The organism is Carboxylicivirga sp. (assembly GCF_982718395.1).
In genome coordinates this window covers 17,924-40,167 of sequence record NZ_CEXQWX010000003.1, presented here as the reverse complement: position 1 = coordinate 40,167, position 22,244 = coordinate 17,924, and the positions used below count along the sequence as shown (strand labels likewise).

Genomic DNA, 22,244 nt, shown 5'->3' with positions numbered 1-22,244 from the left:
AAAATTTTATCAATCTGCCTTTGGGCATAACCTCACTTTAATTTTTGTTCCTGCCTATTTCATCCTTAATACCGAACACACCTTTGGCGATCTCTTCCATTTGCACCAATACATGGGCTGCCTGGTTATCATTACCCATACCTTTTAGCTTGTTATTTCGCACAAATGTTTCCTTCAGCTCGGTCCAACGGGTACGTTCCTCATCTGTAATAACACCATATATTTCTTTAAACTTCAGAATATTTGCCTCGGCTCCGCTGGTCAGTGTTTGGGCTTCGTTTCGATAATGCGATAACAGCAATGTTTCCAACTCCTGATTGTTCATGATTGGTAATATCTTTTCCGATATCTTATTCATATCACGATACGACCCCTGCAGCTTAAATGGTGGTTCTATCCGGTATTCATCAGCCTGAGCTGCTGAGGAGATATATTCGAGATTAACCTTTAGGATCACATCCCGAGCCGTTATCAGCTTTTTAAGAACGGTGACATATTCGTTAATTTCCTCAGGAGTATGCGAAGCTTCGAATTCCTGTCCTTCTTTACGACCTGTTTGAGCGATCGAAATTAAAGTATACAAATCCTTCTGGCTTTTTGAAGAAAGCTTGTTAAGCACCGGATTGGATGTTAATGAATTCTCAATGTAACTAAGTTTAAATTCTTCATCCGATCCTCCGATAATATCACCAATGTTATAGATGTCGGCTCGGTTAGCCAACATATCCGGAATCTTAAACTTCTCGCCACTCTCGGTATATGGGTTACCAGCCATCACCACACACACCTTTTTACCTCGGAAATCGTAGGTTTTACTCTTGCCTTTATACACACCTTCCACCTTTCGCTGTGCATCACATAGGGATATAAATTTCTGCAGAAACTCGGGGTTACAATGTTGGATATCATCCAAGTATATCATCACGTTATCACCCATCTCAAAAGACAGATTTAGCTTTTCAAGCTCTTCACGAGCAGCTGCATTTTCAGCTTCAGATGGATCCAGTGATGTAATGGTGTGTCCGATGGAAGGCCCATTAATCTTCATAAAGATAATACCAAGGCGGCTGGCCAAATACTCCATTAAGGTGGTTTTACCATAACCCGGAGGTGAGATAAGTAACAACATACCCATCAGGTCAGTACGTTTTCCAGCTCCCTCGGCACCAATTTGCTTGGCCAGGTTATTACCAATTAACGGCAAATACACCTTGTCGATCAACTTATTTCGAACAAAAGAGGTTAACACCCTTGGTTTAAACTCATTTAATCGTAATTCTTCAGAAAAAGAGTCTGCCAGCTCTTTTTTAAGTACATTGTATTTCTCAAACTTCGGTACAATGTTATGGCGGAAACTCCTTAGCTTGGCTATAAAGTCATTGTAATGAAAACTATAAAGATGCTCATTCAATAAGGCATGAGAGCCACGTAATCCTTCTAGTTCAGTGCAAACAGGCTGATCAATCAGCTGCTTCTTTAACTTCGAATCGAGTAAAAGAGTGATGCTTATTTCATTTAAATACTCATCCGACTTACCTTCCATATCCAGGTAGGCTTTTACCCATTTGGCGATTAAGCGATAAGCATTGGCACGATCTTTTTCAAGTGGTTTCAACGACTCTTCATAGGTTTTAGTCGCTCGATTCTTCCTTAAATAAGCCAGAAATCCATCCAGATGAACGATGGCCTCTTTAGAGATTATAAACTCATCTGCGTCTATCATCTGGTAAAAAAGGAAATGCACCGCATCATTAATTAATGACTCATTAAAAAGTTTTTCATCAGCCTGGAATTCTTCTAACATCGCGGTTAGTGACTCCAATAAATAGTCAAACTGTCGGGTTTCGGGGAACACCTTAATGATCAGTCCTGCACCCTTTAGGTTGTTATTAAGATCTTCTCGCACCTCATCGGCACAATAGACTTTCCAGAAATACTCAGCCATAGCACGCGCATCAGCCGGGTAACGTAACAAACCGGCGTTGGCATAAACATCTAACAACTGCTTGAGGATAATGGCTGTATCCACATCATGAATACCTTTCGAGTAGCCTTCGCTGTAGCGCAATGCCATTGCTTTCTGCACGAAGTTAACCAGAGCTTTTTGCTCCATCTCTGCTAATTCTCTTAATGATGGATGATTTTCTACTTTATTTTGCGCAGCCATAAATATCTCGTAAGCCAGGTATTCGGACCGATAAACCGTTTCATTCTCGGATGGCAATAGCTGATTCCAAATCATTTTGGTTTCCAGAAACTCAATATCACTAACTTCTTCAAAGAAGTTGGTACCTGTAAGGTGATAAAACATACACCCTTCCTTGTTGACCATTGACAGTTCCAAAGGCTGTGTGTTCACCGAAAACTTATGGTTTCCAAACTTGATGATGTTAGCTCCGTCTTCAAACAGTTCTGTTCGATCTTTAATCTGACGAATGGTTTCTTCTTTAAGCGACTTAAGTTTGCTTTCCAGGTCATCGGCCTTAACATTGTCGTCCAACTCTTTTAGTTGGGTAATAACATCGCGTACCTTCTCAATCATCAGATCTGATGCAAAATAACCATTGACTTCTGATATCTCATTGAACTTGGAAATGCGACTACGAATGGCTTTTAAGATACGTTCAGCTGACGATTGTAAAGCTGTTGTTTTGCGGTTACGCTCTTCCACCAGGCTTAGTTTTTTCGACTCAAAAGCATTGTAGACCTGTTCGCGTCGCTCGGCAATTCCCGGCATAAACTCGTCAAAATCGGAGAATTTACCTTCCAGCTCCTCTAGCTGCACCATTAGTTTCGAAAGGTACTCATCGGCTTTACCAGGCGTATCACAAAGATCGATGTAATTGAACATGCCCTGCTCTACCAGCTTCAACTGCGAACTAAAGTCAGCTTTTGCTTCAACAGCTCTCAGGCTTTTTCGCTGCTTCTTCAGGTCAGTTTTTATAAGGTTAAACTGTGAATAAACACCTGAAATATTATTGATGATCTGTGTGGTTTGCGTGGCATCATCAATTTTCAGATTGCTAACAATGTCGATCAGCATTTCGAGCTGTCCGGCTAGTTTTAAAATTTCATCGGAGAGTTCGTCCGCTTCGCTCACTTTGGCTACTTTGGTAACGCCCTCACGGATATTTTCTACTTTATCTTCATAAGATCTTAAGGCCTCATCGCGCAACAAAAAGGTCACACAATCCTGCGAAAGGCGGATCGTTTTTTCTTCAACATTGCTTTCCAACTCTTCCACGAAAGGTATATCAACGTAGCGTAGTTCTTTCAGGCTAATCACTTCTCCACGTACGGTACGAAGCGCTGCCAATAACTCCACATAACGATCAATGTCACCAATCTTTTGCTTGGTAATATGCGAGAATATTTCATCCACCTTAACGCTTACAGCGTCGATACGCTCTCTGGTATTTTTTCGGATGTTGCGCACCTTTTCATACTCGGCAATGGCTGAAAAAGCTGATTCTTTGATTTCAATCAGCGGTGATTTAATATCAAAAGCATCTGGTTCAGACAGCCAATAGTAGCTATCAATCACATCCGTACATTGTTTCACCAAATCGCCGTATACATCGGCATAGGTCTCGTCTTTATTCACTAACAATATGACTTCATTACACTCAGCCATTGCCTTCACTACATCTTTATTTCCAATTTTATAGAGGCGTGAATTATTTGTTGGCGCCACCTGGAACTCTGCAGTCATAAAAGGCGTTTGCCACACCTGTATAACGTGATGACGTGTAGGATCATCCGGCTTTTTAAAATAACACAACTCGCCATTATCAAATAAGGAATAACCATTGCAAATGATGGGCGTTTCTACGCGTTGATTAATCAGATTGTAAATCAATAAAACATAGGCACCGATCTCCTGATTATAAAATGTATAAAGAAAATCTTCACCATTAATCGAAGCCAGCTTACGCTCAAACATCAGACCTTCGATATCGCGGTCGAATAACTTAAACTGTCCATTCTGTAAATAATATCCATTGGCAAAAATAAGCCCCTGATCATCGGGTAATAATACACATGAATCTTCTAATGCATCAATCCTTTGAACTTTCTGGATCTTTGAATTATAAACAAAGTAACGGAACTCTTTTTCTTTATAAGGTAGAATCCGGATGATTATGAGGTTACCAATAATGGAATAATGTATTTCAGCATCATCAAGCGTTTGATCTTTCACCTCCACTTCCTCGGCATAAATTCCACGACCCGAGTTAGTGTTATCTTCAATTTTGAAAGTAATATCACCTCCCACTGCTTCCACAAAAACAACGTCTTCGATGGTTACGTGAGGATGTTCACCGTAAACGTATTGCTCACGCGTCACCTTTTCCCATTTAAACTCATGCTGATCAGGGAATACAAATTCATGCGAGCTTCTGTTTCCTTTATATTCAAGTTTATCACCCTTAATCAACCATTTAAAAGCCTTGATGTCATCATTACTTTTCCCTGTCTGAAACACCATAAACAGATGGGGACCAATGGTTGCAAATTTCTTGAATTGAGTCTCTTTGTAATATTCATAGAGGTTGTCAAAATCATTAACAAACTGAGTGTCATTAATGATGTTCATATTTTTTTGGTTAAAAATATGCTCTTTAAAATCATAGACACTGAATACATCATCTAAAGAGGTTTTTGTTTTCAGACCCATGGTTACGTTGTAACCAAACAGTAAGGTGTTACCCAAGGCCACCATATCTGACGGCGTACAATTATTTTCTGTACTGATGCGATCTGTCGCCACTAGTGTACTTTCAATGGATCCAAATACATCTTTTCGTGCCGTATTAAGCTGATCTAACCTTTGGCCCAGGTCGCCGGCATTTTTACGTAATCTGTTTTTAATGATTTCGTAGGTGCCTTCTTCAAGCTGTATGTTTTTATCTGTGGTGTTTTGATTATCAGACATAAATCATTTATTAGGAATGGATGATGAAACATGGCATAGCAATCCCGGCAATGAGGATGAATGCTGATTGCAAAAAGATTGGAAGTAACGCCTCCTGATTAAATCTGGAAGCGTTAATCATGGTGTTAATTATACAATACCAAGACTTTTGGCAGTGCTATTGGATACCCCCAGACTTTTGGCGATATCATTTAAACTACTTAGCATACTACCTGTCTTATCATCTGTATTTTCCTGCATCATGCGACCAATTAAAGCACTAATACTTAAGTTACGCACATCTTCGGATGAAATTCCAAACTGGTCGATGAAGCTGGCAAATTGATCTTTAAAACTCTTACCATCTGAGCTATCGAAGAAATGATTCTTGATATCGTTAATGATTTCACTGTTCTTCACTACCTTGTCAACCTGCTTACCCTGTGTGATGGAACCGATTATCTTATCAAAGAACATTGTTTCTCCACCTACGATATCGATATTTGCTGCTTTCAGTGCTTCGGCAATCACTTGCGACTGAGCATCCGCAATGCCTTTCTGAATATTAATACGTGCCAGCTCAAGCTCTTTTTGCATGTCTAACTTCAACTTGAACTCTTCGTGGTCACGACCAACAGCATCCAGCTTCTTCATTGCCATACCTTTATCTTCAATACCTTTAGCTTCAACAGCATTACGTTCGTCAAGCACTTTGTTTTCTGCCTGTCCTCTTTCGGCTTCTGCTTCAGCTTTTGCTTTAATCACTTCAGCTTCTGACTCACCAACCTTTTGAATAGATTCAGCATCTGCCGCGGCCTTAGCCTTTCTACCTTTGGCTTCAGCTTCTGCTTTCATTTCCATTACCTTCGCTTCATTCAAGCCCTGCTTCTCCATGGCGTCTGCTTTGGCTTCAATAACCTGAGCTTCTGCAACTCCAATGGCCGCTTCTTCAGCCGCTTTGGCTTCGGCCATGATCTTGCTTGCTTCGGCTTTCTTACCGGCTGCTTCAAATTCTGCCTCTGCATCAATTAATCGTGTTTTTGCATTATGCTCCGCAGCGTTCTTAGCCGCTTCAGCCGATTTGATTTCACGAACAAAAGCTTCTTCGGCATCCATTTCAGCCTTCGTAATCGCTACTTTCTTAGCACGGTCGGCCGATGCAAACTCTTGCGTATCTTTGATTTTCTCTTGCTCTGCAACAGTTGTTTTCTCCACCTCAACGCGCTCGCGAATCACTTCCTGAATTTGCTTTTTCTGCAATTCCACTTCTTTCTCTTTCTCAATCTGAGCCAAAGTAACAATGCGCTGACGTTCTGTTAATTTTAATTCACGTTCCTGTTCAACAGCTTCTGTTTCTACAGCTTCAACACGTTCACGGTTTTTCTCAGCAATAACAATCTGACGTTCTTTGTTCTTTTCAGTTACTGCAATTTCTTCTTCGGTTGCAAGGCGTGCCTTTTCAGCAATTAAGCGTTGCTCTTCAGCTACTTTTTTCACCTCGGCTTCTTGGCGGTCTCTGATGTTGGCAACTTCACGTTTCTGATTTTCTTCTGTCTCGGCTAACTGACGTTCTAACTCCAATACGGTTTCTCGCGCTTCAACATCCTGTTTGGTAATAGTCTTTTGCTTGTCGCGCTCAATCTGGTTCGATAGAATTTTTTGCTTGGCAGTTAGCTCAACAATCTTCTTAATACCTTCTGAATCGAGGATGTTATTTTCTGACAATGACTCTAGAGGTGTTTGCTCCAGGAAGTCAATAGCACAGTCATCCAGAATATAACCATTCAAATCGGTACCAATGATGTTGAGAATCTCGTGCTTAAATTTCTCACGCGAATTATAAAGTTCAACAAATTCGAATTGCTTACCAACCGTTTTCAAAGCTTCCGAAAACTTAGAATCAAACAGTTCAACCAGGGCTTTTTGATCTGAGGCGCGGCTACAACCGATTGATTGCGCCACCTGAATTACATCTTCGCTGGTTTTGTTTACCCGCACAAAGAAAGCCACTTTAATATCAGCTCGCATGTTGTCTTTACAAATCAGGCCATCTTTAGCCATGCGTTCAATAACAACTGTTTTTAAGGTGATATCCATAATCTCCATTTTATGAAGAATAGGTATTACAAACATGCCTGTAAACGTCACCTTTGCACCACCGGCACCGGTGCGCAACATTGCTTTCCCTTGCGTAACTTTTCGGTATGTTTTTACAATAAGATAAAATGCTCCAATACAAACAAATACAATCAATAAAATTGTAGCTATTCCTAAGGATTGAATTAATTCCATTTTTTAAATTTTATAGGGTTCTACTAAATAACATTTTTTCTCGGGTATATATTCTATTATCAGGGCTGTTTGACCTTTTTCCAAAATCACCTCGTCATATGTGAGTACATTGACACGATAGATGTTACCATTCCTGTTTATTTCTGCCTGACCAAACTTGTCATGGGTGGCACGCATCAAAACAGTACAAACTTTACCGGTATATTTGAATTGATCCTCATTGTTCTTTTTCATCTTGGTGAATACCATTGCTATTGGGGTCGTGAGCACCTTGGAAACCATTAGACTTACGATCAGATTTGGTATGAGGGCTGCTAACGCCAATAAAAAAGAGCTGTTGCCTAGAAAATGATTGAACAAGATGGAAATAACCCACATTGGAATAACCAGAAAGCTCAACCATACCATAAATGGAATCTTGCCAAGATTAAAAAAGACTAGGATGGAGTTAAGAAAAGCTACAGATCCAACCCCTTCACCTGCATTGACTTCGGCTTCGGTATCCACATCAGTATCAAGATCTACATCAGCATCTGCATCAATGTCCACATCGGCATCCACATCAACACTAATCGTGTCGACATCCATTGCCCCAATGATCACAAAGATCCAGTAAATCAATATCAATAGTAATAAAACAGTGGGTATGATATTTACCCCGGAAAAAGCAGCTTCAAATAATTCCTTCATAATTGAGGGTTTTGTTTTTTGATTCTAAAGGCCTTACTAAAACAGTAGCAGCATTAATAATTGAAAATAAAAAAAGGTTAATGCCAAAAGCACTAACCTTTTATATGTATGTCTATTCTTCTTGTTTATTCATGCCTAACTTTTCTTTTAGCTTGGCTAAAGATTCGGATGCTTCAGCTTTTTCTGTTCCTCCGAGTGCTGAATCAATTTCATCATCCAAGGATTTGGATTCGTTAGCAATTTCACCATAAGCTTCCGATAAAGCTTCTTCCTGGTTCACCTTTTCCTTCATCTTTTCAAGCATACTGATGGTACTGCTCGAATCGATTTGTGCCATCTGCTTATTAATGCTCTTAGTAGCTTTGCTTACTTTTACTCGTGCCTTGAGCGTCCGTAGTTCATTTTCAAAAGTACTGATTTGTGAACGCAATTTTTTAATGTTGGCATCTAACTGAGCAATGTTTTGATCAAAACGGTTCACCTCGCTCTGCTTTTCTTTGGCAGTGGCTAAACACTCTTCTTTTTTAGTTAGTGCTTCGGTTGCCAGTCTGTCAGCATCTTCAGGTGTGATAGCTCCTTTTTCAGCTTTCTTGAGTAATAAAATGGCCTTGCTCTCGTAATCATTGGCACGCGAACGATTTGTTTCCAAATCGTTTTTGGAGCGAATGGCTAAAGCCTTTACTTCTGCCAGGGCCTTTAAACTATCATCTAAATTCTTTTTAAGATCGCGAATACCTTGTTCGGTCATTTTAATCGGATCTTCTAATTTATCAATTGCCGAGTGCGCTTCGGCTGTTCCTATTTTGAATAATCTGCTAAATACGTTCATGGTACAATTCTTTTGAAGAAAACTTAATTATTTCGTTGGCATATTCACTAAGTAATAAACCTAATGAGTTAATAGAACCTTCTAATTCATTCAAATCGAGATTCTCAATTTGGAGTGTATCTCTGAAAATCACCTTTCGACCAGTTTCATCAAGCACGAAGGCTCCGTGAACAATATCGCGGTTCTTCATCAGTAATTGCTTGAACACACTCATATTATCTTCATTGATTTCAAAAATAAACTGCTCCATTATCAGGAGTGGATCGACACAACCAAGAACTAAATTTACTATCCCTTCACCGGGCTTAGTCACAACAAGAACACCTTCGTTCTCCTGTTCAGTTACGATTTCACAATTTAATTCTAACAGGTAATTCTTTACTTTTCTAAAATAGTCTTCCATCATAGAGAGGTTTCATTTTTCAGGTTTTGAATTTAAAAAAATTATTGACTCATTAATCATAGATTGTTTATTTAAAATCATAAGAAAGAGTTAAGGTTATTAGCAATTGCGTTTTATTTTTCGTTTTTTTGACAACTACATTAGCAAATGTAACCAATATATTTTTAATTGCAAATTTTATTAGCATAAATTATGAGTTTTTTTGGCAAAAACATTCGAAAGATTCGTTCGATACAAAAAATAAGTCAGGCAGAATTTGCAGATTTATTTGAATTATCAAGGGCTAGCGTAGGTTCTTACGAAGAAGGACGCGCCGAACCTAAAATAGAATTAATCAATAAAGTTGCTAATCATTTTAGCATTACTTTGGATGAACTTATTAATAAGGAGCTAACCGTTAATGAACTTTACCATTTTGATGTGGGAAGTGAGCCGACCTTTAAATCCACTCAACACTCTACTTTCACCACATTAACCATACCTTTACTGTTATCCATACATGAATTGAACACTGACACATCCAAAGCAAGCAAAAAGAAACAATCTATTCAATTGCCTTTGAATGTTAGCTATGATAACCCAATTGCAATTGTATTTTATCCGTACCAATTTATGGCAGCACCAAACAACCTGAGACAAAACGATATCTTAATAATTGATACAAGCCAAGGTCAACTAAATAACAAACAGCATTTTTTAATCAAGGTCAATAATGCTATCTACATTAGTAAGCTAAATTTATTAGCAAATAACAAAATCCTTATTAAACAAAGCAAACAGGGCATTACGACTGTAAACATAGACGAAATTGACTATTATTATCCTATAATCAGATTTTTGGGAGACTTACCAGAAGAAAGTGAGTCTGAAAGAATAAATCGGTTAGAAGAGCAACTCATTTTATTAATTGAAAAAACACTACAATAAGCTATCATGAAAGAAGTTCTTAGCCACTTGAAACAAACACTTGAAGACCGAATCCTATCAAAAAGTGAAAAGAAAGCACTTAAGGCCGTTATTGGAGAAAAACAATTAAGCAAGCATGAACTAAGCCGTGTAAGAAGTGAGATATTTACTGAAGCACGTAATCATTTCAATGAATTCAAGCACGTTCAGGTAATCGATTGGTTGGAAGAGGCCAACAAGCTTATTCTACCAAAAGAATCACAAAATCTATACTGTCATTCATATTTTAGCCCTGGTCAGGAGTGCTTAAGTGCAATTCTTACACAAATAAGTTACGCCGTTAAAAATATTGACATCTGCGTTTTCACTATTAGCGATAATGAAATTCGGGACAAATTAGAATATGCTATGAATAAAGGTGTGAGAGTCAGGATTATTACTGATGATGAAAAAACTCATGACCTGGGTTCTGATGTTGATTATCTTCAACGGAAAGGTGCAGAAGTAAAAATCGACAACTCAAGTCACCATATGCATCATAAATTCGCAATTTTTGATAGTGAGATACTTTTAACTGGCAGCTATAACTGGACAAGAAGTGCTGCTCAATTCAATCAGGAAAACATCCTGGAAACAAACGATCCTAAAGCAATTAGCAGTTACAAGAAAGAATTTGATAAGCTTTGGAATTCAATGAGTATTTATTAATTCTGATTGATGACTGAATAAACATGGCTTAACGGAATAACATATCTTCGATCACACTGTATTATTGCCCCTTTAGGCATCAGTTAATTCAATAACTCAGCAGTCCTTTCTACCTTCCAACAATGTAAATAAAAGGATTGATGTCCATAATTAAACCATAGTTTACTTAAAGTTCCTTCAATGTTTGTTCAACTTATATTGAAGGGACATTAAGTAATCAACATTCAATTAGCTAATAGCCTACCTCCACTCCATTTTTGCAATATAAATCCCTTTTTTATCCCATCCTGTATTGGATAAATACCACTCATCTTCCGACACTTTGATAACTTCAGAAGCGTGGGTGGGTAGTTCGCATACTAAATTTTCGATTGGGAATGAATCTGGGAATTTGGACCAATAAACATGTGTTTGATTATAATCGGTCATAGCCCGGCAAATGAATAAATAATAAAGATCATCTTTTTTAACAACAAATGGTGATTCTGCATCTCCTCCCCAATCGCATTTTAATGATTGAGTATGCACAATCTTTGGGCCACTCCAATGTTTTAAATCAGGGCTTGTACGAACAGCCACACAAGATCGAAGATCTACTTCATCGAAGGTGCGCGTGTAATAAAAGTAGTAAAGATCATCATCCTTCAAAATATATGAATCGCGAGCATGTCCGGGATCACTAAACAGAGGATTAAGAACATGGCGCTCCCAGTCAAACATATTTTTTGAATCAGCTCTGCATAATTGTCCCCAACTGGCATAATTAGGCGCATGCTCCTGCCGGTTACCAATATTGTAGAACATATGCCACTCATCGCTGCCTGCTTCATGGTAGACATGAGGTGCCCACAATACGCGTTCCACCCCTGGTTGACACATAAGCGCATAATCATGATCCTCCCATTGAGACTGATTAAAGTGGTCAGCCGAGATATGAAACAGTTTCGTTTCTCCTGTCCAGGGATTAATTGGTTTGTGGCCGATAATACCATAGGCATGCCATTTTCCATCAGGTCCTTTAGCAAAACAATGGTCGTTTGTATACCAAGTTGTATCTTCTTCAGACCGAGTATCATTCGGATTAAAAATATGTTGCCATTTACCAACAATTTCAGGCTTTTGAACTTTCACATTCTTATTACTCTTCTCTTTATTTTTAAAGCAAGCAACCAGTAATACTGATGTGAGTGCTAATATTATTGTATGTGTTTTTGCCATCTTTATGAATCTTCAATTACAGTACTTACAACTCTTAGGTTCGTAGATAAAGCAAAAGTAGAATCAGCATATTGAAATGTAGTTTACAAATCATGACGAAAAGTATACCATTAATGATAAAGCAACGGATTTTATAGAAATAGCTCCATTAACTCCTATTATCAGACAGCTGCCCTACTTTTTCCGATACTTACTTGGCGATACGCCAAACTTACTATTGAAACATCTTGAGAAGTACTTCTGAGTACCAAAGCCCGTTAAATCGGCAATTTCAGAAATAGAGTAAATACTATTACGCAACAGATGCGCAGCTTTATTTAATCGAAAGGTTCGTATATAATCCACCGGACTCAGACCAGTTAACGCCTTTACTTTTCGATAAAGGCCAGAAGGGCTTAAAGCTACTGCAGATGATAACTGATCGACATTAAACTCTGAATTATCAATAGCTTCCTCCAAGGCTTTACTTAGTTTATCCATAAAAGCCTGATCAATCGGATTTAATTCGGCCTGCACCTCCTCAAGCTGATCATTTGAATATTTCTCGCGTAAGCGCCGACGAAGTTCTATTAATTTTTCAGCTTTTATTTTTAACAAACTTTCTTGAAAAGGTTTTGTAATATAGGCGTCTGCACTACATTTAGCAGCACCAACTTCTGCTTCGTAACCGGTTTTTGCAGTTAATAATATTATTGGTATATGACTTGTTTCAATCTGTTCCTTAATGACTTTACAAAGCTCAAAACCATTCATCTCCGGCATCATCACATCTGATATAATTAAATCAGGCATTAAAACACTCACTAACTCCCTTGCTTCCTTACCGTTGGATGCTTCTACACATTGATAAGAATTTGCAAAACTCTCTTTGATAAAAGAACGGATATCTTCATGATCATCTACAATTAATATCAGTTTTTTATCCTTTGATGTGACAACGTCATTGGTTTCGATCAACTCACTATCAACTCCTATAGGTATAACAAGTGTAAAAACAGAACCTTCCCCTGATTTACTCCAAACACTAACCTTAGCTCCAATTAATTCACTCAATTCTTTAACTAGTGATAAACCAATACCCGAACCATTGGTTCTCTTTTGTTTAGCTTGATAGTATCTTTCAAAAATCCTGGATTGTTCTTGCTCGTTCATTCCAATGCCATAATCCTTCACTTTAATACGACACTCTGTTTCGTCTGCTTCAAGGTAAACTTCAACATCGTTATCTTCAGGACTAAATTTAATTGCATTGGACAACAAGTTATACAAAATGGTTTCAATCTGCTCACGTGGACCGCTAATCCATACTGGTTTTTCAGGTAATACCAGACGTATCTGATGTTGCTCTTCCCGTATCCGAAATGCATCAACCGTTGCATTCAAAAACTCTTTCATGTTGAAAAAGCTCTTTTTTGGTTCCACATCCGGGCGATCCATTCTTTTTAGATCAAGCACTTCATCAATCATTCGTGTCAATCGATGCGTATTGTGCTGAATGCGTTCCAAATCTTTGTTTTCTGAACCACTCTCATTCGTCATTAAACGATCAATTGAGCCTTTGATTAGAGTCAGCGGTGTTCTGATTTCATGCGACACATTTAAGAAGAAACGAAACCTTAGTAAATCAAATTTCTCTTTTTGTTTTCGTTTCTCCAGCTGCCTTGTCTTAATTAATATAACTACATATAACACATACAGCAATAATACTAAAATTAAGAAATAGGCAATTTTAGCAAAAGTCGTTTTCCACCATGGTGTCAGGATAGTAAGAGCAAAACCTGTAGTATTTCTCTTCCCCTTCTCCCTGATTTTAACCGTGTATTCACCTGGTGCTAAATAATTCCAACTTCGTTGGCGATCATTAATTACAATCCAATTGCTTTCATAACCTTCGAGCATAACTTCATAAAGAATATCCTCATCCTGACTATAATTGAGACTGGTGAAATCAACCAACAGATTATTCTGATCATATGCTAATTGAAGCCCAGCAAATGCCTCATTTTCTTTCCACATAGAGGTGCCCTTAAGCGAATCAAAGATAAATGCTTCACCATTGATACGTACTTCGTTGATTAATAGTGAATTTTCTACTTCGTCGGCATCTAATATATCTGGATGAAAACGATAAAAGCCATACCTTGTACCAAAATACATGTAACCATGTAGATCTTTAGAAGCTCCCTGCGTGCAGCTATTCCCCATTTGTCCGGAATACAATTCAAAGGTTTTTACTTCAGCATTGATTGGGTCTATTTTAACCAATCCCTGATTAGATCCAAGCCATAAAAATCCCTTATCATCACTCAAGATGGATTCAACATGAAGAGATGGTAATAAATGGTTATTCTTGAAACTCAAAAATTCCTGAAGACGGTGGTTATAATAAAAAACGCCATTTTCACCTGCGAACCAATCGACCCCATTTAACTCAACACTATTAAATAGTAATCCAATTTCTCTACCGCTTGCCTCCCGGAATTTCTTCACATGGTTGGTAGTTAAATCCCATAAAAAGGTGTCCCCGTCACGGCAGCTGATCCAAAGATACTTTTGATTGGTTATACAAACCATATGAATGGTTTTTCCCGATAATAAATCAGGCTTATCCAATTCCGGGAATTTACTTCGTGCATTAAATTCTGAATCGATATGCACTAATCCACCATAAGTACCGCACCAGACATCACCATCAATACCTTCACATAAACTTCCGATAAAATCATTCGGTAATTTACCGTTACTTACCATGAATGGAATACATCGGTAATCATTGTTTTTTTTCCTTTCAGCACTCAAATAATACAAGCCACCTCCATAGGTACCGATCCACACATTTGAATTAGCATCTTCAACCACAGGAAATATTAAATTCCTTCCCAAAGGTGATCCATTAACCTGACGCAATGGAAGCGTTTTGAAATTAGGTCGGCTGGAATCCAAATCCTCCTTATCCCAAACATTTATTCCACCTCCCCAAGTCGCAATCCAAATATCGCCATTCTGCATAGCTTTTGGGGAACTAATATCACGATGGCTTAAGCCGCCTTGTTGTCTATACTCTGACCTGAAGAACTGGAACCTTTCAGGTTCAAAGGTTATTTTATAAAGACCGTCATTACGAGTTGCTATCCATAAATTGGAAGATTGATCAAAGAATAAATCAACAATTTCGCGATCAAGTACACTAGCAAAAACTTCTCTTACATCAGCATACCCATTATACTCATCAATATTCTGGATAGAATACAATTTACCTGACGTCGGCTCGTAGAATCCAATACCAAACAAATGCATTGAAAACCATACTTTTCCATCTTTGGCTTCAATTGGGTTTGAGCAAGCACGTACAGGCAGATCACCGTTAGAATTTAACCACTCTACTTCCTTTGTAATGGTGTCCAGGTGTCCGATACCATAACCTGAACTGATCCAATAACCCAATGATGATTTATCAATCCCGTTATATTCTCCTCTAAGGGTATCTTTACCAAGAATCAGTTTTCTATCCAATAAATAAACATTTGCAGTCCTTTTTGACAGATCATTTGCTGGTTTAAACGGGCGTGATTCAAAACCGTTAAAATAGTAACTTCCTTTTGTGCAATGCAATATGATCAAACCATTATCTTCCTGATCGATGGAAACTATCGGATGAGGTGGTAACCCATTGCTTTGATGCCAATGATGGAGGCTTAGCTCTATCATACTTGCCCCACTAAAATGGGTTACAGTGAAAAATAGTATTATCAAAAAAATGTATCGAACCATACCGCTTGGTTTCTCATTAACTTATAATCGTTAATTTTTAAAAATTCTGAGATGTATTTAATACGATCCATTCGCATTATTTTTCAATCAAAGAATTGTTTAACCCAGACACCTAAATTACTATTTGTATTTACAAAAATTCCAGGTGTGACCATTTATTTCTTAATAAATAATCACGCCTGGAACATGGGTTTGTTATTCGGAATTACTTTCTGATTCAATGCTATTTACAACTTAAAAACTACCGCTTTATTTCCATTCGCATTTAGCAATTTTATTTTTGACTTTTTAGCTATACCATTATCCAATTGTAATTTATCAACCTCAACTTCACCGTACTCCACATTCAATGTAACTTTCTTATCGCTCACCACACAGTTACCCCAAGCCGAACCATTACTCCAAAAATAAGTTCCCGGCCTGGCAGTTATTGTGAATGTTTTAGTATAACCGTTGTAGTTAAATTTACTCAAGGCCATTGGTGCCGACCAGCTAGCCATAGCACGTGCATAAAAATGTCCACACTCAGGCTCATCAAACGGATTTCGTTTTTTACCATCATAACGGTCACGAATGGCCTCAATACATTTTAAGCCATTTTCAACCTGTCCCTCGTACAACATGCCTATCGCCGCCGTGTATTCAAAGCCCGACATGGATTCGGCCCAGTATGGAAAAGGAACTTTCAATCGGCCTTTGGGCCAACTTGACATGATCAGCCCTGATTCTTTATCCATCACATAAGAACGCATATTATTAAAAACATTTTCGAACTCCTCAACAAAGTTATTGGTCATGATGGTTTGCATCGTCGTTTTTATATGCTCTTCATCGGCCAAATAGCCCAATCCGCAAACATGCGCCATATACTGACCTGCAAGTTGATCAACCAAACAACCTGAACCTAACTGATACCAAGGTACTTCTACATCAGGATCATCCATATCCAGAAACTCACCATATTCTTTAGGGTTTGTGATTTTATGCTCATAATAATTGCCGTTGAATAGGTTCGCATCTACCCATTTTCTACCGTTCTCCTGAATAGCTTCACACTTTTTCGCAAACTGCTTATCTCCGGCTACTTTAGCCATTTCGGCACAGGCTTTTAAAGCTCCAAAATACCAGAATTGCATTTGAGGGTTTGGTCCATAATAATCACAATCCATTGTATTGTGCTGTTTGCCTTCCTGCACACCATCCTGATTACCATCCCATCCTTTGGCTTTCCAACCATAAGACATGGCCAATTTGACCTTTGGCCAATGCTTCATTAAAAATTCCTTATCACCTGATAGCATCCAGTCTCGGTAAAAGCGCATAATCGTTCCCATTTGTCCATCAGCCGCTGCAGTGTGATGACCTTTATTACTCTCCAAAGGAAACTTGACCCTGTTCATCATATGTCCCTTATCACTGGTGGCATATGTAAATTCCACATCGCGCATGGTTTGCGCCAACTCACTGAATAAAAAACTGGTGGCTGTCTCGTAATTCCACACATGCGTGCAACTACCATAACACGAACCCACTTCATCCATTATCCCTTCCCAGCCCATCAGGTGTCCTGAAGGAATACGAAATACAGTTTGCGAACGCATACTGGTTAAATTAAATAAAGCCGCTTCTTTTACAACATCAGGAATAGAAGTATTAAGGAAAGTATTGACGAAGTTTATAGTCTGCTTTTCATATTCCGGCAGTTTATTAATTTCTTTCTCAATCACCTCCTTTGCATCTGTGTATTGGGTAGTGTAATAGTTTCCAATTATTTTGCCACTGCGATTTAAGGACCACCCTTCATTCCAATCCAGGCGATTAGGAAAATGCCAGGTCATGTAAAAGGTAAAGGTCTGACTAGAGTTGGCAGGAATTATTTTCTTCTTGGCGAGAGAGGCCATTGGATTATCATCAACCAACTTATCTTTATCAGTCAACAGACCATCTTCACTAAAATCATCCCAAAAGTCCAATATTGCATTTTCCCAGTGATTAGGCGTGGATGATCGACGGTAAGTCAGCTTTCCTTCATTTAATGTCGAAAGAGCGAATGTTCCCCATGCAGCATCTTCCTGATCCACTCCGTCGCTGCTCATATAAATTCCACTCACTTTATCACATTCAAAAAATGTATTGACATTATCCTTCGCACCATAAGGTACAATATCTCCCTTCCAGTTTTTGTTGGTTTTACTGCCATCAATACCAATAAAATTGCGGATTGAACCACAAACAGCAACCTCCATTTCTTTATTGGTATTATTGGTTACTTTGTATTTGAGAATAGCAATAGGAATACTGCTGGCGTCCACATCTCCCGGTATAAAAGGATTAAAACCTTTTATTTTCACAGATATTGGTAATAGATCATCTTCAAGGTTAACCTGACCAAATGGGTACGCCCCATCAAATGAAGCACTGGAAAACCGAGGCAATCCATGATGATTAACCGGACGACCTTCGTAATGCTGATATTCACTAACATCAAGTGGCCCCATTAAAGCTTTTGTCATGGCTTCCTTTCCTTGTGGTTTTACATACACCGAAAAGAAGGGAGCGTTATTCCCTACCGGAGTAGTGTAAAAGTTCATCCCGGGTTTATTCATAATCTGCCAGTCGCGCAGTTCCCCTCTTCCTCCTAATGAAACTGTTCCGGTACCAATTCCACCCAAAGGAAGTGCAACATTTAATAAATGATCGCCATCATAATGCTTGAATTTGGGCCATTCCTGCGCATTGGCAGATAGACTTAACAAAATGACTATCAAAAAGATTCCTATTCTTTTCATTGTTTATTCTTTTATCATTGTTTTAATAAAATCAGTTTCTTCTTTCATGTAAGGACTGCCGTCTTTCCTAAAGATATCATGAAACCATATTTTTGGTTCTGACTTATATTTTTTATCCCATGAGTCCCAGGGATAGATTGTTTGAGATTTTCCATCAACCAATCCCCAATTGTATGCAGCAACCTTGTATTTTTTAAAAATCGGGAGAATTTCGTGGAAACTTGAACCAACTGGTCGTGCCATATATTCGGTGCATATTAAAGGTCGATTTGAGATGGACAGCCTTTTTACCATTTTTTCAGTATCTGAGGCATTAGCATAACAATGGAAATTTATTATATCTGAGTTGTCATAAGCGAATTTGTCAATTTCACTCATTTCATCCAGTTCCTTATGAATTGATGTCCAAACATCGATACATATAGGTTGAGACGGATTTACTTCACGAGCCCATTTGTAAACCTTCTTTAATAAGTTTAAAGAATACTTTGCCTTATTTTCAGGCTCAAGTTTTCTGTAACTATTTCCGTTAATATTTCCGGGTTCGTTATACAAATCCCAGATTATAACACGTTTGTCGTTTTTGAAATGCGAAATAATTCCTTTTACATAGGACTCAAGAGCATCACATTTTCTGGAATCAACCAAAACTTCACTTCCGGGACTTTGAACCCAGCCCGAATTATGTACTCGAGGGGTTGGATCAGGTTGTTTACCAAGTTTTGGTAGAGGATTCCATACGTCATCAAGTAACACCAGCATAGTCTTAATCCTATGCTTATCCGCGATTTCAAGGAACTCCTCAATCCGTTGGATGAATTCTTTCGAATTCTGTTCCCAAAGCATGTGATGCAAAAAAACGCGCATGGTATTGAAACCTAGTTCCCCGGCCCATCCTAATTCTCTATCAATGGTTTTTGGATCAAAGGTTTCAGCCTGCCACATTTCCAGTTGATTAATGGCCGTAGACGGGACAAAATTAGCCCCAACCAACCATGGCTGGTTTTGATACCATAAATTAGCTTTTTCTACACTCCACTGCTGACAATAAGCTGATTTAGCTATAACTACAAATAGTAAAAACAAGCTAATTTTTAGTTTTATTCGATTCATAGACATGATTTTATTTCATTAATCCTCTCATCTTCTTTTCTTGTTCACCATTCCAATATCCACAGTCTAACCTGAAAAAGACTGAGGTATACGGAATCGTCAGATTCGTTTTAAGCACCAGAATATTGAATACTTTAGCCGCTTCATCAATATTGGCAATCAACTCTTCATGAAGCTTTTTATTGACGCTCTTCCCATTTAAGATTTTAAAGAGTTCTTTTTTGTAGGCTTCAATTCCCTTTGCTTCCTCTTCTGGCACAAAATCAATTTCCTTATCCAGAAACACTACAGAATAAACATGCTCAGCTTTTTCAATGGCTGCCAAAGGTAAGGCCAGGTTTAACAAGTGATCGCCATCGTAATGTTTGAAGGTGGACCATTTTTGGCATATAAACCAACACTTATCCAGACGAGTAGAATAACCGAAATACTAATTTTAATCTTTCTCATATCAATAACTTTAGTTTTTGCTTTTATATAATTCTACAGGCGGTCTGTAATTAATTCCTCTATCCAATAACACATTCAAATGATATTGCATTCGAACTACGAAGTTCTTCCACTCGCGATTCTCCATATTAGTCCAGCCGGCATCTGCCAAGGCAAAAGCTCGCGGGAATGTCATGTAAAATGCCCGATGGATATTTTTTACCGATTCCCCCCAGATGGTCGCCTCAATTCCCCTGATATATTCTGATTCTTCTTTGGGAAGTCCATAAGCGGGATCAAACTCATAAACTTTATTAAGGGGGAGTACTGGAATCCAGGCTGGTAAATATTCCTTATCACTTTGCGATTCCGGGTAATCAAAATACGCGTATTCGCCAGGGGCACAAATCAATTTAAGTTGTTGTTCCCTGGCATCTGCAATGACTTTCTGTGCAGTTCCCAAGCGCCATAGAAAAATGGTTTCTCCTTCGGGGTATTTATGGCCGGCCTCGTGCCAAAACTGAACATTCTTACCATATTCTGATGCAATTTTTGTGACCCTTTCAAATAGATAATCCATTAATTGGTCATCCATTTTCAGACCTTTTTCATTTTTTAAATTCTGACATTTAGGACATTTCGACCAAGCTTCTTTATTTACTTCGTCTCCACCAATATGAATTTCATCTGCTGTGAATATTTCACTTAACTTCCGTATCACATCCTCATAAAAAGCATAGAATTTATGGTTACCAATACATATTGGCGCAGCATGGGGATAAGCCTCTTTAATTTCGGCCTTTAAAGTAGTATCGGGAAAACACGCAAACTCCGGATACGCGGTCAATAAAGCATGGCCGTGCCCGGGTATATCCACTTCCGGAATGATCTGTACGTTTCGCTGAGCGGCATAGGCCACTAATCCTTTTAAGTCTTCAGTAGTATAAAACCCACCTTTAAGAATTTCGTCATTATAAATGGCATCGCGTTTGGCACCAAGCTCCGTCAATCGGGGATATTCTTTCATTTCCAGCCTCCACCCATGGTCGTCGGTTAAATGCAGGTGCAAGGTGTTAAACTTATAGTAGGCCATGGCATCTACATAGCGTTTAATATCCTCTACCGGTAACATATGACGAGCCGGATCCAACATTAATGCCCGGTACTCAAAACGAGGGGCATCAACAATGTTCAGTTTATTAATTCTACGATCAATGCGAAGATCCGGATAGGACGTAAAAATCTGATCGAGTGTTTGAATAGCATAAAACAAGCCTCTACCACTGGCTCCTGTTAAGCGGATTGCCTGTTCATCTATATCTATCTTGTATGCCTCTTCCTTAGGTAAACGTTTATCTATACTGCAAACAATCTTTTGCAAGTCATTATCTGAATGCTGCCCTCCCTGTTCAGTATCAAGGTGTCTTAAAACGGCTTTCTTTAGTAATTCCTTTAAATACTGACTTTCAATATTCGTATTGAAATCAATCAACATTTCATTCGCCAGTACAACTTTCTCTTCTGAAATCTGCATTGAATTCGGCTGTGGTATTAATTTCAATTCAGCACTTGAGGCGTTCATCTCAATAAAAACAATGCAAAAAAATAATAAAGCTCTGATTTTCATAAACTGGAATTATTTGTTCATTAATTTCCTCATCTTCTTCTCCTGCTCTCCATTCCAATAGCCACAATCCAAACGGAAGAAAACAGATGTGTAAGGAATTGTCAGATCGGTTTTTAAAACCAATATATTAAATACTTTGGCCGCCTCATCAATATTGGCTATCAACGCTTCATGCAATTCTTTGGTCACGTTTTTTCCACTCAATATTTTATATAGTTCCTTTTTATAGGCTTCAATTCCTTTTGCCTCTTTTTCGGGCACAAAGTCAATTTCCTTATCAAGGAATACCTCCGGGTACACTTGCGGTGCCTTATCAATCGCAACCAATACCTCTTTTACCACATCCAACTGCTTTTCTCCGGTTGAAATGGTTTTTATGGCCGCCTTGCTTTGTAATGGATAGGCAGCATCAACCACCAATATCCAATTACGATGGCCAAGAAGAGGTAATTGTTCTTTTAAGGTTTCGCGCCAGTTGTGATCTGCTTCCTGAGCAACAAGCTGAAGTGAGCATAAACCTGTAATTAAGATTCCCAATAATATTCTCATCATAT

At 38.5% G+C, this 22,244-nt stretch carries 14 protein-coding genes; 2 read left to right on the top strand and 12 right to left on the bottom strand.

All coding sequences use genetic code 11. The features are described 5' to 3' along the window. Nucleotides 1-37: 37 nt before the first annotated feature. The 5 genes from AC4MRQ_RS01180 to AC4MRQ_RS01160 all read right to left on the bottom strand — a co-directional run bounded on the left by AC4MRQ_RS01180 (nt 38) and on the right by AC4MRQ_RS01160 (nt 9,132). Nucleotides 38-4,936: a DNA repair ATPase gene (locus tag AC4MRQ_RS01180; RefSeq protein WP_491195801.1), complete on the bottom strand. Its 4,899-nt coding sequence runs from the start codon at nt 4,934-4,936 to the stop codon at nt 38-40. Between the two features lie 129 nt (nt 4,937-5,065). Continuing rightward, nucleotides 5,066-7,207: a hypothetical protein gene (locus AC4MRQ_RS01175; protein ID WP_491195800.1), complete on the bottom strand. Its 2,142-nt coding sequence runs from the start codon at nt 7,205-7,207 to the stop codon at nt 5,066-5,068. A gap of 3 nt (nt 7,208-7,210) precedes the next feature. Next, the gene (locus AC4MRQ_RS01170) at nt 7,211-7,897 is read right to left on the bottom strand and encodes a hypothetical protein (protein ID WP_491195799.1); all 687 of its coding nucleotides are present in this window, start codon (nt 7,895-7,897) and stop codon (nt 7,211-7,213) included. Between the two features lie 112 nt (nt 7,898-8,009). Beyond that, nucleotides 8,010-8,726 carry a PspA/IM30 family protein gene (locus tag AC4MRQ_RS01165; RefSeq protein ID WP_491195798.1) on the bottom strand — a complete coding sequence of 239 codons (717 nt, stop codon included), beginning with the start codon at nt 8,724-8,726 and terminating at the stop codon, nt 8,010-8,012. After that, entirely contained in the window at nt 8,713-9,132 is a 420-nt protein-coding gene (locus AC4MRQ_RS01160; protein ID WP_491195797.1) for a type III secretion system chaperone family protein, read from the bottom strand. The genes AC4MRQ_RS01165 and AC4MRQ_RS01160 overlap by 14 nt, the downstream gene beginning before the upstream one ends. 189 nt (nt 9,133-9,321) lie before the next feature. Between AC4MRQ_RS01160 and AC4MRQ_RS01155 the strand changes: the two genes are divergently transcribed. Both AC4MRQ_RS01155 and AC4MRQ_RS01150 read left to right on the top strand, forming a co-directional pair. Then, nucleotides 9,322-10,056, top strand: coding sequence for a helix-turn-helix domain-containing protein (locus AC4MRQ_RS01155; protein ID WP_491195796.1), 735 nt, complete (start codon nt 9,322-9,324; stop codon nt 10,054-10,056). Nucleotides 10,057-10,062: 6 nt separating this feature from the next. Next, the gene (locus tag AC4MRQ_RS01150; RefSeq protein ID WP_491195795.1) at nt 10,063-10,743 is read left to right on the top strand and encodes a phospholipase D-like domain-containing protein; all 681 of its coding nucleotides are present in this window, start codon (nt 10,063-10,065) and stop codon (nt 10,741-10,743) included. A gap of 240 nt (nt 10,744-10,983) precedes the next feature. On the opposite strand, the gene AC4MRQ_RS01145 is transcribed toward AC4MRQ_RS01150, so the two are convergent. The 7 genes from AC4MRQ_RS01145 to AC4MRQ_RS01115 all read right to left on the bottom strand — a co-directional run bounded on the left by AC4MRQ_RS01145 (nt 10,984) and on the right by AC4MRQ_RS01115 (nt 22,242). Continuing rightward, complete coding sequence (locus tag AC4MRQ_RS01145; RefSeq protein WP_491195794.1) at nt 10,984-11,961, bottom strand: glycoside hydrolase family protein; 978 nt, start codon at nt 11,959-11,961, stop codon at nt 10,984-10,986. A gap of 174 nt (nt 11,962-12,135) precedes the next feature. Further along, nucleotides 12,136-15,669 carry a hybrid sensor histidine kinase/response regulator transcription factor gene (locus tag AC4MRQ_RS01140; protein WP_491195793.1) on the bottom strand — a complete coding sequence of 1,178 codons (3,534 nt, stop codon included), beginning with the start codon at nt 15,667-15,669 and terminating at the stop codon, nt 12,136-12,138. Between the two features lie 290 nt (nt 15,670-15,959). Next, nucleotides 15,960-18,521, bottom strand: a complete 2,562-nt coding sequence (locus AC4MRQ_RS01135) for a GH116 family glycosyl-hydrolase (RefSeq protein WP_491195792.1) — start codon at nt 18,519-18,521, stop codon at nt 15,960-15,962. A gap of 3 nt (nt 18,522-18,524) precedes the next feature. Then, the gene (locus tag AC4MRQ_RS01130; protein WP_491195791.1) at nt 18,525-19,634 is read right to left on the bottom strand and encodes a cellulase family glycosylhydrolase; all 1,110 of its coding nucleotides are present in this window, start codon (nt 19,632-19,634) and stop codon (nt 18,525-18,527) included. Nucleotides 19,635-19,644: 10 nt separating this feature from the next. Further along, the gene (locus AC4MRQ_RS01125) at nt 19,645-19,959 is read right to left on the bottom strand and encodes a hypothetical protein (protein ID WP_491195790.1); all 315 of its coding nucleotides are present in this window, start codon (nt 19,957-19,959) and stop codon (nt 19,645-19,647) included. 135 nt (nt 19,960-20,094) lie between these two features. Further along, nucleotides 20,095-21,690, bottom strand: a complete 1,596-nt coding sequence (locus AC4MRQ_RS01120) for a beta-N-acetylhexosaminidase (protein ID WP_491195789.1) — start codon at nt 21,688-21,690, stop codon at nt 20,095-20,097. A gap of 9 nt (nt 21,691-21,699) precedes the next feature. After that, the gene (locus tag AC4MRQ_RS01115; protein WP_491195788.1) at nt 21,700-22,242 is read right to left on the bottom strand and encodes a hypothetical protein; all 543 of its coding nucleotides are present in this window, start codon (nt 22,240-22,242) and stop codon (nt 21,700-21,702) included. Between the last annotated feature and the right edge of the window lie 2 nt (nt 22,243-22,244).

Coding starts and splice junctions, on each gene's coding strand:
- AC4MRQ_RS01180 (WP_491195801.1), bottom strand. CDS start 4,936: ATGTCTGATAATCAAAACACCACAGATAAAAACATACAGCTTGAAGAA.
- AC4MRQ_RS01175 (WP_491195800.1), bottom strand. CDS start 7,207: ATGGAATTAATTCAATCCTTAGGAATAGCTACAATTTTATTGATTGTA.
- AC4MRQ_RS01170 (WP_491195799.1), bottom strand. CDS start 7,897: ATGAAGGAATTATTTGAAGCTGCTTTTTCCGGGGTAAATATCATACCC.
- AC4MRQ_RS01165 (WP_491195798.1), bottom strand. CDS start 8,726: ATGAACGTATTTAGCAGATTATTCAAAATAGGAACAGCCGAAGCGCAC.
- AC4MRQ_RS01160 (WP_491195797.1), bottom strand. CDS start 9,132: ATGATGGAAGACTATTTTAGAAAAGTAAAGAATTACCTGTTAGAATTA.
- AC4MRQ_RS01155 (WP_491195796.1), top strand. CDS start 9,322: ATGAGTTTTTTTGGCAAAAACATTCGAAAGATTCGTTCGATACAAAAA.
- AC4MRQ_RS01150 (WP_491195795.1), top strand. CDS start 10,063: ATGAAAGAAGTTCTTAGCCACTTGAAACAAACACTTGAAGACCGAATC.
- AC4MRQ_RS01145 (WP_491195794.1), bottom strand. CDS start 11,961: ATGGCAAAAACACATACAATAATATTAGCACTCACATCAGTATTACTG.
- AC4MRQ_RS01140 (WP_491195793.1), bottom strand. CDS start 15,669: ATGATAGAGCTAAGCCTCCATCATTGGCATCAAAGCAATGGGTTACCA.
- AC4MRQ_RS01135 (WP_491195792.1), bottom strand. CDS start 18,521: ATGAAAAGAATAGGAATCTTTTTGATAGTCATTTTGTTAAGTCTATCT.
- AC4MRQ_RS01130 (WP_491195791.1), bottom strand. CDS start 19,634: ATGAATCGAATAAAACTAAAAATTAGCTTGTTTTTACTATTTGTAGTT.
- AC4MRQ_RS01120 (WP_491195789.1), bottom strand. CDS start 21,690: ATGAAAATCAGAGCTTTATTATTTTTTTGCATTGTTTTTATTGAGATG.
- AC4MRQ_RS01115 (WP_491195788.1), bottom strand. CDS start 22,242: ATGATGAGAATATTATTGGGAATCTTAATTACAGGTTTATGCTCACTT.